Origin of the sequence: Chitinophaga sp. RAB17 (assembly GCF_052114225.1) — a bacterium.
Taxonomy (GTDB): domain Bacteria; phylum Bacteroidota; class Bacteroidia; order Chitinophagales; family Chitinophagaceae; genus Chitinophaga.
Map to the genome: position 1 here is coordinate 124,748 of NZ_JBFREI010000003.1, position 16,578 is coordinate 141,325.

At 46.7% G+C, this 16,578-nt stretch carries 13 protein-coding genes; all 13 read right to left on the bottom strand.

Going from position 1 to position 16,578, the window contains the following annotated elements; all coding sequences use genetic code 11:
- The 13 genes from nuoG to AB4Z08_RS12470 all read right to left on the bottom strand — a co-directional run bounded on the left by nuoG (position 1) and on the right by AB4Z08_RS12470 (position 16,479).
- Positions 1-2,694, bottom strand: coding sequence for an NADH-quinone oxidoreductase subunit NuoG (nuoG, locus tag AB4Z08_RS12410; RefSeq protein WP_441574055.1), 2,694 nt, complete (start codon positions 2,692-2,694; stop codon positions 1-3).
- Positions 2,681-3,955, bottom strand: a complete 1,275-nt coding sequence (nuoF, locus tag AB4Z08_RS12415) for an NADH-quinone oxidoreductase subunit NuoF (RefSeq protein ID WP_441574056.1) — start codon at positions 3,953-3,955, stop codon at positions 2,681-2,683. The genes nuoG and nuoF overlap by 14 nt, the downstream gene beginning before the upstream one ends.
- Before the next feature lie 2 nt (positions 3,956-3,957).
- Positions 3,958-4,422, bottom strand: a complete 465-nt coding sequence (gene nuoE / locus AB4Z08_RS12420) for an NADH-quinone oxidoreductase subunit NuoE (RefSeq protein WP_441574057.1) — start codon at positions 4,420-4,422, stop codon at positions 3,958-3,960.
- 11 nt (positions 4,423-4,433) lie between these two features.
- On the bottom strand, positions 4,434-6,179 hold the full coding sequence (gene nuoC, locus AB4Z08_RS12425; RefSeq protein WP_441574058.1) for an NADH-quinone oxidoreductase subunit C/D: 1,746 nt from the start codon (positions 6,177-6,179) through the stop codon (positions 4,434-4,436).
- A 117-nt stretch (positions 6,180-6,296) separates the two neighbouring features.
- Entirely contained in the window at positions 6,297-6,935 is a 639-nt protein-coding gene (locus AB4Z08_RS12430) for an NADH-quinone oxidoreductase subunit B (protein ID WP_441574059.1), read from the bottom strand.
- A 50-nt stretch (positions 6,936-6,985) separates the two neighbouring features.
- Positions 6,986-7,405 carry an NADH-quinone oxidoreductase subunit A gene (locus AB4Z08_RS12435; RefSeq protein ID WP_441574060.1) on the bottom strand — a complete coding sequence of 140 codons (420 nt, stop codon included), beginning with the start codon at positions 7,403-7,405 and terminating at the stop codon, positions 6,986-6,988.
- A gap of 318 nt (positions 7,406-7,723) precedes the next feature.
- A complete protein-coding gene (locus AB4Z08_RS12440; protein ID WP_441574061.1) occupies positions 7,724-8,167 on the bottom strand; it encodes a CBS domain-containing protein in 444 nt (147 codons plus the stop codon).
- 240 nt (positions 8,168-8,407) lie between these two features.
- Positions 8,408-10,222 (bottom strand): glycoside hydrolase family 35 protein, encoded by a 1,815-nt coding sequence (locus AB4Z08_RS12445; protein WP_441574062.1) that lies wholly within the window; start codon positions 10,220-10,222, stop codon positions 8,408-8,410.
- 150 nt (positions 10,223-10,372) lie between these two features.
- A complete protein-coding gene (locus AB4Z08_RS12450) occupies positions 10,373-12,070 on the bottom strand; it encodes a GMC oxidoreductase (RefSeq protein ID WP_441574063.1) in 1,698 nt (565 codons plus the stop codon).
- A gap of 84 nt (positions 12,071-12,154) precedes the next feature.
- Positions 12,155-13,852, bottom strand: coding sequence for a GMC oxidoreductase (locus AB4Z08_RS12455; protein ID WP_441574064.1), 1,698 nt, complete (start codon positions 13,850-13,852; stop codon positions 12,155-12,157).
- Positions 13,853-13,884: 32 nt separating this feature from the next.
- Entirely contained in the window at positions 13,885-14,460 is a 576-nt protein-coding gene (locus AB4Z08_RS12460; RefSeq protein WP_441574065.1) for a gluconate 2-dehydrogenase subunit 3 family protein, read from the bottom strand.
- 190 nt (positions 14,461-14,650) lie between these two features.
- Positions 14,651-15,400, bottom strand: a complete 750-nt coding sequence (locus AB4Z08_RS12465) for a L,D-transpeptidase family protein (RefSeq protein ID WP_441574066.1) — start codon at positions 15,398-15,400, stop codon at positions 14,651-14,653.
- 263 nt (positions 15,401-15,663) lie between these two features.
- The gene (locus AB4Z08_RS12470; protein WP_441574067.1) at positions 15,664-16,479 is read right to left on the bottom strand and encodes a hypothetical protein; all 816 of its coding nucleotides are present in this window, start codon (positions 16,477-16,479) and stop codon (positions 15,664-15,666) included.
- Positions 16,480-16,578: the final 99 nt, after the last annotated feature.

A 16,578-nucleotide genomic window follows, 5' to 3' on the forward strand; every position in this document is an offset into this window, starting at 1 on the left:
TTATACTTTTATCAGCTGTGGCGCTTCTGCAATCTGTATGCCCGGCAGGCCTACAGGTATACCAGCTACCCCTTGCTGCAATGTATCATTGATGATCACCGGCAACGTATAGTTGTGACCGTTGTCTTTAAAATGTAACAGATACCCTGCTGCCACCTGTAGCCTTTTCGCATCTTCACTGTGCAGCATAATATAGGGTGCAGGAATACGCTCTGCCACACCGGGCGTATGCACGCTCAGTTCCTCTGATCCGTAAATATGATAGAGTGGCACCAGCAGTAGGTGTTCCGTCATTGCCAGATAGGGCTCTGGTACCTCCGTATAAAACGGCGTGTGTCCGTTAACGTGAGGAGCAATTAAGCGTTTACCACCGTTGCCGTCATGCAGGGGACCACCGGTTTCCACCTGGTATTTATTCACGGATTGTACAGAGTTCCATCCCGGCGCCCAGAAGAAAGGAATCATGGAAGAAGGTGGTTCTCCCCGGTATCCTTCCATGGTAAAAGAGAGGGCGGTATCAGTATCTTCCGGCGGCTTGGGTTCACTCACCTGCAGGTTCGCCTGCATGGCCGTGCGACCACTGTAACGATGCGGTTCTCTCGGTACTTTCTGACCGGCAATACGAAAATCCGCATGTGGTGCCAGTGTATCGATGCCTTCAAAGACCGGCCAGGTGGCCGCAACATGGCTTACCACATCATCCAGGTGTTGCAGCTTAGACAGCGTGGCATGCCCGTTACCGGCGGCTATTTGTAACAGCCAGCGCCAGCTCTCCTGCACAGCCGTCTTCGCCGAAAAGACCTGGAAGAAACGTTGGGCGCGTCCTTCGTTGTTCACCAGCGTGCCATCAGATTCTGCAAAGGTGCCGGCGGGCAATATTATAGTCGCTTTTTCTGCAGTAGCGTTATAGAGATGATCCAGTAAAATCACATCATGTACCTTGCTAAAAAAAAGATCGGCCCTGTGCTGATTTAACCGGCGATACAGATCGTTTTCAAGGATAATTACCGTATCTGCTTCATTATTCAGCGCGCGATCTACTGCTGATTCCAGGCGATGGCCACCTAGCATTTCCAGTCCCATGCTATTGCATTCCGGAACGGTAAAGGTGAGCATGGCATCGATGCCCAGGTCATGCAGTGCCCAGGCTACATTGGCAGCCGACTTGATCACGGCTTCGCTGCCACTGCCGTAGCCGGCAATGATAAGCGGATTTTTGGCCGTCTTTAATACGTTGGCAATTTCTATGGCGATGGCTTTACCCTGCTCCGACATGCCATTGACTACCGGCATTTTATCGCTCAGCAGGTGACTAACGCCAAAGCCTATACGTGCAATATTGTCAGGAGCAGTATGCCAGGCACCTGCTGCCAGTTCATCGAGTTTGGTTTCCTGTACATTCAGGATATACAGCGGGCCTTTGCTATCCTGAACGGCCTCACGCACCGCAGCATCCTGCCAGGCCGGCATGTGTACACTGTTGATTACTTCGTTTACCGGAATACGACGTATGGCCTGTCGTACAGACAGGGCCAGCATAGGCGCTGTGTTGGTCACATCTTCTCCCAGGATCAGCACCACATCTGCTGCTGCTGCTTCCTGCAGCGATGCGGCGCGTACCGGGCCTTGTTGAAGTATTCTGAGGGAAAGGGATACCAGGTCATGATCTGCGGCGGAAACGCCCAGATAAAAATTGTCTTCTCCTACCAGTTCTTTTAATACTGCATTGGATTCCAATGAAGCACGCGGAGAACCAATACCTATTGTTTTACCGGGTTTCATCCGGTGATGAATATGCTGCAATATCGGGATACCATTTGCCTGTTCGGCAGGCCCATGATATACCATCGGTGTTTTAATACGCTGTTCACTATTTACAAATTCATAGCCGTAGCGGCCACGGTCACAAAGAAAATATCCATTTACCGCGCCGTTAAAACGGTTGGTAATCTGCCGGATGGCGCCGTATCTTTCGCCGGCCAGGATGTTGCAGCCAAGGCCACAGCCCTGGCATACAGAAGCGGCTGAAGTAAGGTCCCATTTGCGGGTATAATGCTGTTTGAGGGTTTTATCTGTAAATACGCCGGTAGGGCAAATCTCTGCCAGGTTGCCACTGAATTCACTTTCCAGGGTACCTTCCTGCTGACGTCCGAAATACACGTGGTTATGCGCAGCAAATACATCGAGGTCTTTACCACCTGCAAAGTCTTTATAAAAACGCACACAACGATAGCATTGTATGCAGCGATTCATTTCGTGGTTAAGAAATGGCCCGAGATATTGATTATTATACGTTCGTTTGGTAAAATGATAATCGCGGTAGGAATGTCCGGTCATCACCGTCATGTCCTGCAGGTGGCAGGCACCGCCTTCATCACATACCGCGCAATCGTGCGGGTGATTGGTCATCAGCCAGCCGATCACATGTTCACGAAAATCCTTTGCGTCTTTATCATCAATGGATAAACGCAGCTGATCTTTTACGGGCTCCATGCAGGACATCACAATTCTTCCTTTGGTGTCCTCTTCGTCTTTGAAAACTTTCACAGCACATTGCCGGCAGGCACCTACTGACCCCAGGGCCGGGTGCCAGCAAAAGTAAGGAAGGTTTAAACCAAGCGACAGGCAAGCTTCCAGCAGGTTCTTGCCCTCCTTTACTTCATAGGTTTTATTATCGATGTTAATAATGGGCATATGGGCATTTTTTATCTTTGATGTGTTGCTCAAAATCTTCCCGGAAATATTTCAGTGCACTCTGTAAAGGCTCCATGGCACCAGGTGCCAATGCACAGAAGGTATTTCCGGGGCCAAGCAGTTTCGTATGCATTTCCAGTTGTTCCAGATCTGCATACGTTCCGTGTCCCTGTTCCAAAGCATATAATATTTTTTCTGTCCAGGGCAGTCCTTCGCGGCAGGGCGTACAGAAGCCGCATGATTCCTGTGCGAAGAAATGTTCCAGGTTATGTACAAAACCAACCGGGCAGGTACGATCATCTAATACGACCATAGTGCCGGTACCCAGGCGGCTTCCTGCGGCCGCTACTCCTGCGAAATCCATTTTCACATCCAGATGGGCATCGGTTAGGAAATCAGTTGAAGCGCCACCAGGCAGTGCACCGCGAAAGCGATAGCCGGCTTTCATGCCTCCTGCGTGTTCTTCCAGCAATTCCCGCATAGTAACCCCCATAGGTAGTTCCCAGGCACCGGGCTTGTTAACCTTTCCGCTTACACCGTATATTTTCGTACCCCCGTCGGCGGTATAGCTCAGTGATTTAAACCAATCGCCTCCGTTATTCATGATATGCGGTATGTAAGACAATGTTTCTACATTGTTCACAATTGTAGGTTTACCAAATAATCCACTTACCTGTGGAAACGGTGGTTTGGCGCGGGGTACGGCACGCTTACCTTCCAGTGAGTTAAGCAGGGCTGTTTCTTCCCCGCACATATATCTGCCTACGCCGGTATGCAACTGCATTTCCAGGCTGTAATCTTTACCTAGTATATTTTTACCGAGATAGCCTGCCGCATAAGCATCTGCAATGGCCTGGCGCATGATGTGCGCAGCTTCTTTATATGCCCAGCGCATAAATACAAACGCCTGTGTGGCCTGTATCGCATAGGAAGAAATGATCATTCCTTCCAGCAGCTGATGCGGATTGCCTTCCAGCAGCCACCGGTCTTTGAAAGTACCGGGTTCCATTTCATCAGCATTGGCAACGAGGTATTTGGGGCCGTCCACATTCATGGGTACAAAACTCCATTTCATACCAGTGCTGAAACCTGCGCCCCCTCTCCCTTTGAGATTCGCATCTTTGACCTTTCCGGTTACTTCCTGCGGCGTAAGCTCCTGCAATACCTTGCGCAGTGCGGAGTACCCGCCCACTGCTTCGTACTCCTTCAGATGAAGTGCAGCGCCCGAAGCGGGAATATGTTGTGTGAGCGGACGTTCCATATTCATAAATATTGATCCAGTATTTGTGAAAGATCTTCTTCCTTCAGATCTCTGTAGAGGTCATTATCAATCATTAGTGCCGGTGCATGATCGCAGGTACCGAGGCATGCATTGGGCAGCAGCGTAAAGCGTTCATCGGGTGTTGTTTGTCCATATTTTATCTGCAGCAGCTCCATCAGTTTCTGCTTTATTTCCGTATAGCCCATCACGTAGCAACTGATACTGTCGCAGAGCAGAATGACGTGACGACCTACAGGGTGCCTGAAAATCAGGTTATAAAAAGTAGCCACGCTGTCTACTTCCGCGGTGCTCATGTCCAGCAGCAGGGCAATATCGGCCACGCTGTCGTCAGATACCCAGCGGCGTTGTTGTTGTACAATTTTCAGGGCTTCGATACAGGCGGCCTTTTTTACCGGCACCTGTTGCAGCTCATGTGTGATTTGTTCTATTTCGATAGCAGAAAGCATATGTTATCAGGTTATCTGTCAATATCTGCAAGTACATAATCCATTCCTCCGAGTATAGAAAGCAGATCTGCCACCGTATAACCGCGGCTGATCAGCGGAATCATTTGCATGTGCGGGAACGAGGGCGTTCGTACTCTTGTCCGGTAGGCAGAAGTATTGCCATCGCTGACGAGGTAATAGCTGTTCCATCCTTTGGTGGCCTCGGTAACCACCATGGCCTCACCTGCAGGAATAACGGGCCCCCAGCTTACGTTGAGGAAATGGTGTATGAGTGTTTCTATGTCCTGCATGGTGCGTGCTTTTACCGGAGGCGTAGCCAGCGGGTGGTGCGACTTATAATCGCCGGATGGCATATAGGCCACACATTGTTCGATGATGCGGAGGCTCTGCCGCATTTCTTCTACCCGTACTACCGCGCGGTCGTAACAATCACCGTTGTGAGCAACCGGTATCTCGAAAGCAAAGTTCTCGTAACCTCCGTAGGGCCTTTTCTTGCGCATGTCCCACTCCATGCCGCAGGCTCGGAGTCCGGGGCCGGTGACGCCCCAGTCAATGGCTTCTTCCAGGGTATAGATACCAATGCCTTTTGTCCGGGCTTTAAACAGGTAATTTTTCATCACCATGTTATCGTATTCTTTCAGCTGTTTCGGGAAATAGCTGATGAAGTTTTTCACCAATGGTTCCCAGCCGTTGGGCAGGTCCTGGGCTACGCCGCCTATGCGGAACCAGTTGGGGTGCATACGGCCGCCGCAGATGGCTTCAATGATTTCGAAGATGCGTTCACGGTCGGTGAACATATAGAATACAGGAGATAGCTGTCCCAGGTCCTGGGCAAAGGTGCCATACCATACCAGGTGGCTGGCAATGCGGAACAGTTCGCAGAGCATAATACGGATTACCTGGGCCCGGAGCGGTACATCAATACCTCCCAGCTGTTCTACCGACAGCAGATAGGCCAGGTTGTTATTCACGCCACCGAGGTAATCAATACGATCGGTATAGGGAATATAGGTATGCCAGGATTGCCGTTCTCCCATTTTTTCGGCGCCACGGTGGTGAAAACCGATGTCCGGTACGGCATCTACAATATCTTCTCCGTTTAATTGCAGGATAATGCGTAATACGCCATGGGTACCGGGGTGTTGAGGGCCGATGTTGAGGAACATGAAGTCAGCATCTTCGCTATGGCGTTTTAAGCCCCATTCTTCGGGTTTAAACCGCAGGGCCTCCTGCTCCCTATCCTGCTTCTCGTCATAGAGCTTAAATGGCCCCATTTCAGTAGCGCGTGCCGGGTGCTCCTTGCGGAGCGGATGCCCCTCCCAGGTGGAAGGCATAAGAATGCGTTTTAGCAGGGGGTGACCATTGAACCGGATGCCGAACATATCATACACTTCGCGTTCGTACCAGTTGGCGGAAGTCCAGATGGGGGTAATACTGTCCAGCGCAGGGTATTCGCCGTGGAGACCGGCTTTGATACGCAGGAATTCATTTCTGTCGAAGGAAAAAAGTGTGTAAACAACGGTAAAATCATAGGGTTTATGCCCGTTCTGTTGCCGTTTATACGCACGCTCATCAATGGCCGTGAGGTCATAGAGCATGCGATAGGGCATTTGTATTTCAGATTTAAGAAACTGTAGTACGGCCACAATATTCTCCTGTGGCGTCCAGAAGGTAGGCGTCCCATCCCGTGTAGCCTGTGGCTGAAAGGTGATATCACCAAAACGGGAGCTTAATTCCGCTGCAATGCGCTCGGGCATAGAATGGATTTTAGCTGTTAGCTTTTAGCAGTTAGCGGTTAGCTTTTAGCCTTTAGTCTCCTGTGATTAGCTTTCGCTATAATCTAAAAGCTAACCGCTAAAAGCTAACTGCTGCCACTATATTTCGTCGGGTGTTTTAAATTCCGTCATTTGCTGTCGTTTTTCACGCAGGGTATCTTTCATGGAAATCTTTTCGGGTCTGATCACGCCTTGTTCTCCGATCACCCAGCTGAGTGGTCGTTTCTCTTTACCTACGGTGTCGCGCAGCATCACGAGGCCCTGCATAAATGCGTCCGGGCGCGGGGGGCAACCGGGTACATATACATCTACCGGTAAAAATTTATCTACTCCCTGTACCACGCTGTAGATGTCGTACATACCGCCGGAATTGGCGCAGGAGCCCATAGATATTACCCATCGGGGTTCCATCATCTGTTCATACAAACGTTGTATGACAGGCGCCATTTTGATGAACACTGTACCGGCAATGATCATCACATCTGCTTCACGGGGAGTACCTCTGATTACTTCTGCACCGAAACGGGCTACATCATATTTGGGGGTCATAGCAGTTGCCATCTCTACAAAACAACAGGAAAGGCCGAAGTGAAAAGGCCAAAGCGAGTTTTTTCGTCCCCAGGCCAGGAGACTTTCTACAGAAGTAAGCATCACACTTTGCTGGATTACTTCTTCCATAGAAGTATTGCCGGAAACTTTGCCCGATACATCATTTGCGTTGGTCAGCCACCATTTCATAAAAGAGTTGATTTACGTTATGCGTGAATCATAAAATCAACATGCTGCTGTTACGTAAGTGCCTGTGGTGTTGGAGTCTTAATGTCCGTGTAACCGTTAACGTTAGCGGATTTTTTCTTCCGCATTTTTTTGTATGCGCGTAATATTTTCTTCCCATCGGGACCGAAGTCCAATGCGCCGTTACGCCATTCGTAAATAAGTACAGCCAATAATATGAAGATAAAAATGGAAACACCGAGAAAGCCAGTCCAGCCTACTTCTTTGTAGGCAATTGCCCAGGAAATAATCAATACTGTTTCAATGTCAAAGATGACGAACAGCATCGCTACCAGGTAAAACTGAGAAGGGAACCTAAGTCGGGCGGAGCCGGTGGAGATAATACCGGACTCGTATGCCTCGCCTGTTGCGCGGTCTTTATGGCGTTGGCCTAATACATAAGACAGGCCCAATATGATACCGATGAGTATCACAACAATAGCACCATATGCTAAAAATGGCCAAATGGGGGTGATGTCAGAAACAGCGCTTTTCAAAGTGTTCGCCCTCCGAGCGATTTACTTAAAAGTCCGTTATGCCAGTCTTTAGGAAAAACCAGTAGTATGCTTTCCAATCTACTGTAACAAATCTGTTAAACATTAATATACGTCTGTAAACCGCTTATTTCAAAGAGGGAACCAGATATGGATCTGATTTCATAACGTTTCATTCGCTGCATTACGGTAAAGACTATATGAAATTGAAGTTACAAAAATTAGTACGAATCTGCAAAACTGTTTCTACTGCGAAAATCAGGTATGCGTGCCAGTTATATAACATTCCAGACTGGTAATGATATAACGCTGGTCATCTATAATAAATTTCACCACGTCCCCAATAGAAATCAAACCGATCAATCTGTTTTGTCCATCTATTACAGGCAGGTGACGAATTCTTTTATCCGTCATCAATCCCATACAGTCTTCAATGGAATCTTCTTCTGTAACTGTAATAGGGCGTTCTGTCATGATTTCGCGGATCAGGGTTTCTTTGGAAGCACGTCCCTTGAGGATCACTCTGCGGGCATAATCACGTTCTGAAAAAATTCCAAGGAAATGATCCTGGCTGTCGACTACCGTCAGGGCTCCTACGTTACGATCGACCAACATTTGAAGGGCTTCAAAGACAGTGTTGTCAGGGTTTATGGAGTATACTGCATGACCCTTAGCCTGCAGGATATTGCGTACCTTTCCCATGGCATGCATTTTAAGAAAGTAAATAAATGAAAAACCACCATTCCTAAGTTAGCAATTTTCGTTGTTAAAAGCAAGGCAGTGAGAAATATTTGTTAGTGTACAAAGTACACAATAGTGCAAGCTGAAAGCTGAAGGCAGAAAGCAAAAAGCGATTGAAGCGAATGATATTAGCGAAAATAAGATCCGCATACATCATTCGCTTCAATCGCTTTTTGCTTTCTGCCTTCAGCTTTCCGCTATTTACAAGGCTGCTGCTCCCGATACCGGCGCTGCTGCTTCCTGGTGTAAATCAAACACTACTATTTCATTAGCACCTTTCTTCAGCCACGGAGCAGGACAATACAATCTTTTCTGTGGTCCTATTTCCCAATAGCGGCCCAGGTTATGACCATTTACCCAAACAATACCTTTTTTGTATGCAGACATATCAATATAGGTATCGCCGGTTTTATCGAGGTTAAAAGTTGCTTTAAAGAACTGTCCTGGTTTAGTGGCATTTGTAGCAGAGGCGCTGAGGTCCTGTACAAATTTCTCTGTCATGGGCAAACCATACACTTCCCAGTTCATCAGTGTCATACCGTTCAGGACTACACGATCCGTGATTCCTTTACGATCAATGAGTGCATCTGCAAAGTTGATACGGCCCATTCCTTCTACCAGGATCTCCAATACAGGATTTTGTACATCACTCACCGGAATATCAATGGTTTTTTCACCGAGGCGACGATCAATTTTACCAATGTATTTTCCATTGAGGAATACAGTCGCATAATCATGCAGGTCTTTCACCGACAGCTTACCGCTCTTATGTCCAATCAGCGTGGTTTTATACAGCATAAAGCCGTAGTCCTGACCAAAGGCCTCAAATGGTTTAGGTTGCGGAGTATGCATCGCTGTTGGCAGATGATCCCATACAGAAGTAAATGCATTGAGTGTAAACTCCGGGATGGTAATTGTAGGGATAGGTGCCGGAACAGCCGGTAATTTTTTGCCCTTCGGGAGATAACTACCCAACAGTTGACGCAGGGCCTGGTATTTAGGCGTAGCGCTTCCCTGCTCGTTAATAGGTGCATCATAGTCGTAACTGGTTACATCCGGCTCATAACCACCTTTACCGCCTGAATTGGCGCCGGCAGTATAACCGAAATTCGTTCCGCCATGAATGACATACAGGTTAAAAGAGCGTTTGGTATCCATCAGGAATTTTACTTCCTTAGAGATGCCATCAATGCCCGGACGCTGCCATTGTTCGCCCCAGTGTGTTAACCAACCCGGATACGATTCGCTGCTGAACGCAGGTACATTCGGATTTTGTTTTTTCGCAGCGGCAAAATCAGCTTCAGAGCCACCGGAATCCAGTCCTATGGCTGCTCCTTCTACTCCACCTGCTTCCAGCATGTAGGCAGTAGCACCGTCAGCAGTGTAGAATGGAACATTGATACCATTCTTCACCCACATGTCTTTCAGTGTATTTAAATATTCTTTATCGTTACCGTAACTGCCATATTCATTTTCTATCTGCACCATCACCACCGGACCGCCATTGGTAACCAGCAAAGGTTTTACTTCTGCCGCGAGGTGTTCCACATAAGTGGTAACAGCCTGTATATAGCGCGGATCCATACAACGCACTTTGATATCCGGCGTTTGCAACAGGTAAGGTGGTAAACCACCGAATTCCCATTCTGCGCATACATAAGGACCCGGGCGCAGCAATACCCACATACCTTCTTCCTGTGCTATTTTGATAAATTCTGCAATGTTGTGATTGCCGCTGCTGAAATCAAACTGTCCCTTTACCGGTTCATGATAGTTCCAGAAAACATAAGCCGCAATTGTATTACAGCCCATCGCTTTCGCCATCTGGATACGGTGACGCCAATATTCATGCGGAATACGCGCCGGATGCATTTCACCACTGATCATCTGGAAAGGCTTACCATCCAGCATGAAATCAGTTTTACTCAAGGCAAAGGAATGTTTGTTTTGTGCCTGCACTGCCTGCCCCATCCAACAGGATAACGCCAGCATGCCGCTTAGGATTACTTTTTTCATTGTTCAAATAAGTTGCAGATAAGCGTACAAAATACGTTAAATATTAAGAATTACGAATTAGAAATTACGAATTACGGATTTGCAGGTAGATAAACAAATGTTCGTCTACCCGCAAATCCGTAATTCGTAATTCCCAATTCGTAATTTCTACTAGATGTTTCCTTTCTTAAGTTCATTAACAGCATGATCACATGCTCTGGCAGTAAGCGCCATATAGGTGATAGAGGGATTCACACAAGAAGAGGAAGCCATACAGGCGCCATCGGTTACAAATACATTCTTTGCAGCATGTACCTGGTTAAAACCGTTGAGCACTGATGTTTTGGGATCTTTACCCATACGGGCCGTTCCCATTTCATGAATACAATGTCCCGGAGGAGGTGCGCTATCATAGCCACTCACATTCTTCAGCCCTGCTGCCTCCAGCATTTCTATTGCACTGGCCTGCATATCCTTGCGCATGGCCTTTTCGTTGTCTTTAAACTCACAGTCTATGTCCAATGTTGGCAGTCCGTACTTATCCTTCTTCGTTTTATTCATCGTTACCTTATTTTCAAAATAAGGCAGATGTTCTCCCCATGAGCCCACGCCCATATTCCATTTACCGGGTTCTGTCTGTGCTTCTTTCAACTGCACGCCAATACCTTCCCAACTGGTCCCCCTGTCTCTGCCGGCGCCCCCCTGGTAACCAAATCCACGCACATAATCCTTTTGCATGGTTTGGTCGTTGATATTGCGAAAACGGGGAATATAAATGCCATTAGGCCGGCGGCCACTGTTGTAATACTGGTCTTCAAAACCTTCAAACTCGCCACCGGCACCAACGCCAAAGTGGTGGTCCATGAGGTTATGTCCCAGTTGCCCGCTGTCGTTACCAAAACCATTCGGGAAACGGTCAGATACAGAGTTCATCATGATCCAGCTGGTACCCAGGGTAGAGCCATTCAGGAAAATGATGTCTGCATAATATTCTACTGTTTGTAAAGTATGGGAATCCATTACCCTTACACCGGTCGCCTTGCTTTTGTCTTTATCATATAATACTTCCAGTACTATTGAATCAGGACGCAGGGTCATATTGCCGGTAGCCGCTGCTGCCGGCAGGGTAACGCCGTTGCTGCTGAAGTAGCCGGTAAACGGACAACCACGGGCACACAGGTTACGGTACTGGCAGGGACCGCGATCTTTTAATCCTTTGGTGAGGTGCGCCACACGGCCGATGGTGATGATACGGTCGTTATACTTTTCTTTTACACGGGCAGCCACATGTTTTTCCAGGCAATTCATATCCATGGGTGGCAGAAAAACGCCATCCGGCAGCTGGGGCAATCCTTCGGCCTGCCCGCTTACGCCGATGTATCTTTCCACATATTCATACCAGGGAGCAATGTCTTTATAACGGATAGGCCAGTCTACACCGTGCCCGTCCTTCGCATTGGCTTCAAAATCGAGGTCACTCCAGCGATACACCTGCCGTCCCCACATCAGGGAGCGTCCGCCTACATGATATCCACGCAGCCAGTTAAAGGGCTTTACCTCGTTGTAGGGATTCTCTTTATCATCTACCCAGTACTGTTGTGTTGCTTCGTCAAAAGCATAGCAGCGGCTCTGGATAGGATGTTTCTCCCGCATTTCATTGGTGGTGTTGAGGTGATGCGCAAATTCCCAGGGCGCTTTCATGGCGGTGGTGTAGTCCTTGATATGTTCTACATTACGACCTCTTTCCAGTACCAGTGTTTTCAAACCTTTTTCACTCAGTTCTTTCGCAGCCCAGCCACCGCTGATACCGGAACCCACCACGATGGCATCGTAGGTATTCTCTTTTTGTGCCTTTATATTAAGATTCATATCATCGAGTGTTAAAAGCACTTAGCGGCCAGGACATCCCCCTTTATTAAAGGCGTTATTCCCTGACCGCTAAGTACTATAATTTTAGATATTGCCTTTCTTTAATTCTTTTACCGCATAATCCACCGCACGGGCTGTCATAGCCATGTAGGTGAGGGAAGGATTTACACAGGAAGCGGATGTCATGAACGAACCATCTGTTACAAATACGTTCTTTACTGCATGCATCTGGTTGAAGCCGTTGAGCATCGACGTTTTCGGATCGCGGCCCATACGTGCGGTACCCATTTCATGGATAGCCATACCTGGGTAGGAACCGTTGTCGTATGTTTTCACGTTTTTCATACCTGCTGCTTCCAGCATTTCTGCGGCATCATTCATCATGTCTACGCGCATCTTCTTTTCGTTCTCCTTAAATTCTGCATCGAATTTCAGGACAGGCTGACCCCATGCATCTTTCACGGAGCTATCCAGTGTTACCTTATTCTCTTCATATGGTAAGCATTCGCCGAAGCCGCCTAAACCGATACTCCATTTGCCCGGTTCAGTGAGCATTTCCTTGAAATCTTTACCCACACCCATTTCAGCAATACCACGACTCCAACCGGAGCGGCTGGCGCCACCCTGGTAACCAAATCCGCGGATATAATCACGTTTATCGTTACCAATATTACGGTAGCGTGGTACATAGATACCGTTGGCACGGCGACCGAAATAGTATTTATCTTCATACCCTTCTGCAGTACCGGAAGCACCGGTGCGGAAGTGGTGATCCATCAGGTTTTTACCGAGCACACCACTATCATTACCCAGTCCATTCGGGAAGCGGGAAGAGATGGAGTTCATCATCACAAAAGTAGATCCCAGGGTAGAACCGTTAATGAAGATGATTTTAGCGTAGTATTCTACTGTTGCCTTGGTATGTTTATCTATTACTTTTACACCGGTAGCTTTGCCTAATTTTTCATCGTAGATCACGGAGTTTACGATGGAATCAGGGCGGAGCGTGAGGTTACCCGTAGCTACAGCTGCCGGCAAAGTAGAGGATTGTGTACTGAAATAAGCGCCAAACGGACACCCGCGGCTACAAAGATTACGATATTGGCATTTTTCACGACCAGGAAGGGGCTGCGTAATATTCGCCACGCGTCCCATGGTGATGATGCGGCCCTTGAATTTGTCTTCTACACTTTTCTTTACATCTTTTTCCACGCAGTTCATTTCCATCGCTGGCATAAAATGACCATCGGGCAGTTGAGGCAGCCCTTCTTTTGAACCGCTGATACCTGCAAATTTCTCTACATAGTCGTACCAGGGCGCAATGTCTTTATAACGGATCGGCCAGTCTACCGCAATTCCATCTTTCAGATTGGCTTCAAAGTCGATATCGCTCAGGCGATAAGACTGCCGGCCCCACATAATGGACTTACCACCTACGATATCGGGACGATACCAATCGAAGCGTTTTACTTCGTTATATGGACTTTCGGAATCGTTAATCCAGTATTTTTCGTTGTGTTCACTATAAGGATAATCGCGGCTCAGTTTAGGATGTGTTTCGCGCTGATCTACGGTAATGCGGCCACGGTGTTTGAATTCCCATGGATCTTTGGTAGCAGTCTCGTAGTCTTTTACGTGCTCCAGTGGTTTACCACGGTCGAGCATGAGTACTTTCAATCCTTTTTCGGTTAATTCTTTGGCTGCCCAGCCACCACTGATACCAGAGCCAATCACGATGGCATCATAGGTATGCTCTTCCTGTGCTTTTATATTCAGGTTCATGTATGATCAGATTTAAAGAATAAAAAGAAGTTTTACACTGCCCAGGCTTTGTCTCCTTTGGTATAAGGAATACAACCTTCGAACTTGGTGGGCACCGGTACATAACGCAATGCTTTGGTAGCCCCCGGCTCTGAAGTGAAGTAGCCCAGCAGGGTTAATTCCTTCAGGTACTGGAAGTAATGGGTAGGATCTCCTTCTTTTTTATCTTTACGCTTGTTGTAGTTTACGCGCTCTTCTTCGATAGTAGTGAGCAGTTTGGTGCGTTGTTCCGGAGTAATGTCTATGAAGCCTTTTTTGAATTCCTTGTTACTGGCAGCATCAATTTTCGACAATCCATCCAGGAGCACCTGTTGGTCTTCTTTCTTGTAGCAATCATTCATCATCGTGATGATGAATTCTTCTACTTTGGCATCTTTAGCACCGGGAGTGCTGGTTCTGGGTATGATGGTTTCCGCTACTTCTGCCAGGAAGGCTTTTGTTTCCGGCTTTTGCAAATCATAGTTTTTCGGAGCGGAACCTGTACAGCTTTCTAAAGCTGATAACGTGGAAGCGGAAATGGCGGTGCCCAACAAAATCGCCACATTCCTTATTGCGTCTCTTCTGTGCATATTGGTAAATTGATTTGACCTTCGAACAAGTTGGAAAAAAAAACGCTAAAAACCAAATTAAAGTGTGTAAAAAGTACATAAAGCAAAAAGCCTAAGGCAAAAAGCTATTAAGGAGAATGACCAAAGCGAAGATTATCCGCCCTGTTCATTCTCCTTAATAGCTTTTTGCCTTAGGCTTTATGCCTTACGCTTACATTATATATTTACCCTTGTCGTCTACCAGCACTACCGGCAGGCGATGGTGTTTTTCAAAATAATCGTACGCCCCTCTCAGTTCTGTCCAGAATTGCTTGGAAGAACTATCTGTCAGGGTAAACGTACCGAGATAGTTCATAGAACCGGTATTACCGAATTTTACCGGGAAAACATGTACCGGGATAAAATCCTGTCCGGCGTTTTTAGCGTTTACAGCCATGATGTATACCTCATCAATGAATTCATCTGTCAAAGGAATACAACCCACTGTGATACAGTTGCCGTGAATATAAATTTCACCACCCGGATTTTTGGCATCACTCAGGATGCGATCGGAAAAATTGGGATAGTTGATACCAAGTGAGAGGTGATAATTACTGTTTGGATTAAAATCGTTGATATAGTAGAAGCCTTCCGGTACTTGTCTGTCGCCTTCCTTGCGTTTTGGACCCATTTTACCTGATAAGGTACATACACGGTAAGATTTAAACAAGCGGAAGGTATCCGATGCGTTGTTTTTTACCCATATTTCCATCTCACTGTCGAGCTTGAAAGAACGAATGAACATATACTTTGCAGGATAAGTCAAACCTTTCTTTTCGAACTCTTTTTTCAGCAACTCTTCCTTCTCACGGTATGCCTCCCCTACTTTGGGAAACATTTTCTGGTTGTCGAGGAAAGATTGCTGGGCAAATATTTTGCCTGCACCCAACAAAATCAAGACGATTACTACTAGTCGCTTCATATACTAATTCAACAAAATTTTAATGTTTAAACCAGGTTTACGTAAGCAAGATAAAACAATAACAGGGCAATAATAAAATATATTACCATACTTACTTTCTTACTGGCAATCTTTAAAATATAGTGTTTGTGCCCCTGATAGATCAATATAGCTGTAAAAGCCTGGAAAATCCCACCTAACAAAAACAATACACCAAACAGTGTTTGCATCCTCATAAAAACGGAACAGTTATTTTAATATTGTAAAGTTAAGTGATTATTGCTTTACTGTAGCTTTATCCATTCCAGTTTTACCACTGCAGCATCCATTCCGGATGTATAAGTACCGCGTACAGGATATTTACCACCGTTATAGGCATACGAATAGGTACTGGTTACCACGCGGGAAGAATTAACGCTGCTGATATTTTCCGTCAGGATATTGTGTGCAGACAGGTTAGCGGCGCTGAGATCCATCAGGTTGGCTAGTTCCGGTTGTTGTTGCTGAGGATTCTGCTGTTTATCGTAGGTATAGCCCACCGCCGATGTATGCAGGAATTTGGAGTATCCTGGTTGTTTACCAAAATTATCAACCTGCGTTACATTTCCTTCTCCGTCCCAGGTAAATTGCTGGTAGCCGGTATTTTCCCAGGTGCCTTTGGCCGGATTTTTTCCAAACTGGTACCGGGTGGCGAGTTTACCAGCTTCATTATACACCAGTGAATCGTAGGTGTACACTGCATTATCGCGGTAGTAACTGATCTTAGCCACTTTGTCTCCTGCATAATCATAGGAGGTATAAAGATCTCCGGTGGTGGCGGTTTCGTTGTCCGCAAAAAGACTTTTCACCAGGCGACCATTTTCATAAACAGGGAGCTGTACATCGCTGTAGGCTGCATTCTCTGTTTTATGAAACTGTACAATTTTTTTGATCGTCTTATCCGCATTGTATTCCAGCACAGTTTGTCCTGCCGGTGAAGATATTTTATGCAGATAAGTACTTTGTTGTGAATTCCGGTCTGAACGGAAGGCCGAAAAAACAACTGCAGATGCCATGAGCATGGCCAGGCTAACCCTTTGGGTGGCAGATTTGTTGAGCATAGGTTACAAATATTAAATTTTTTACATTATATAAAGACGGCATAAAAATATGGCTAATTAAATGGGAAACAAGGAGGATATGGTTATTAAGTTGTTAAT

Excerpts from the sequence above, each read along its gene's own strand:
- nuoG (WP_441574055.1), bottom strand. The coding sequence starts at position 2,694 with ATGCCCATTATTAACATCGATAATAAAACCTATGAAGTAAAGGAGGGC.
- nuoF (WP_441574056.1), bottom strand. The coding sequence starts at position 3,955 with ATGGAACGTCCGCTCACACAACATATTCCCGCTTCGGGCGCTGCACTT.
- AB4Z08_RS12455 (WP_441574064.1), bottom strand. The coding sequence starts at position 13,852 with ATGAACCTGAATATAAAAGCACAGGAAGAGCATACCTATGATGCCATC.
- AB4Z08_RS12460 (WP_441574065.1), bottom strand. The coding sequence starts at position 14,460 with ATGCACAGAAGAGACGCAATAAGGAATGTGGCGATTTTGTTGGGCACC.
- AB4Z08_RS12465 (WP_441574066.1), bottom strand. The coding sequence starts at position 15,400 with ATGAAGCGACTAGTAGTAATCGTCTTGATTTTGTTGGGTGCAGGCAAA.
- AB4Z08_RS12440 (WP_441574061.1), bottom strand. The coding sequence starts at position 8,167 with ATGGGAAAGGTACGCAATATCCTGCAGGCTAAGGGTCATGCAGTATAC.
- nuoC (WP_441574058.1), bottom strand. The coding sequence starts at position 6,179 with ATGCCCGAGCGCATTGCAGCGGAATTAAGCTCCCGTTTTGGTGATATC.
- AB4Z08_RS12445 (WP_441574062.1), bottom strand. The coding sequence starts at position 10,222 with ATGAAAAAAGTAATCCTAAGCGGCATGCTGGCGTTATCCTGTTGGATG.
- nuoE (WP_441574057.1), bottom strand. The coding sequence starts at position 4,422 with ATGCTTTCTGCTATCGAAATAGAACAAATCACACATGAGCTGCAACAG.
- AB4Z08_RS12450 (WP_441574063.1), bottom strand. The coding sequence starts at position 12,070 with ATGAATCTTAATATAAAGGCACAAAAAGAGAATACCTACGATGCCATC.
- AB4Z08_RS12470 (WP_441574067.1), bottom strand. The coding sequence starts at position 16,479 with ATGCTCAACAAATCTGCCACCCAAAGGGTTAGCCTGGCCATGCTCATG.
- AB4Z08_RS12430 (WP_441574059.1), bottom strand. The coding sequence starts at position 6,935 with ATGAAATGGTGGCTGACCAACGCAAATGATGTATCGGGCAAAGTTTCC.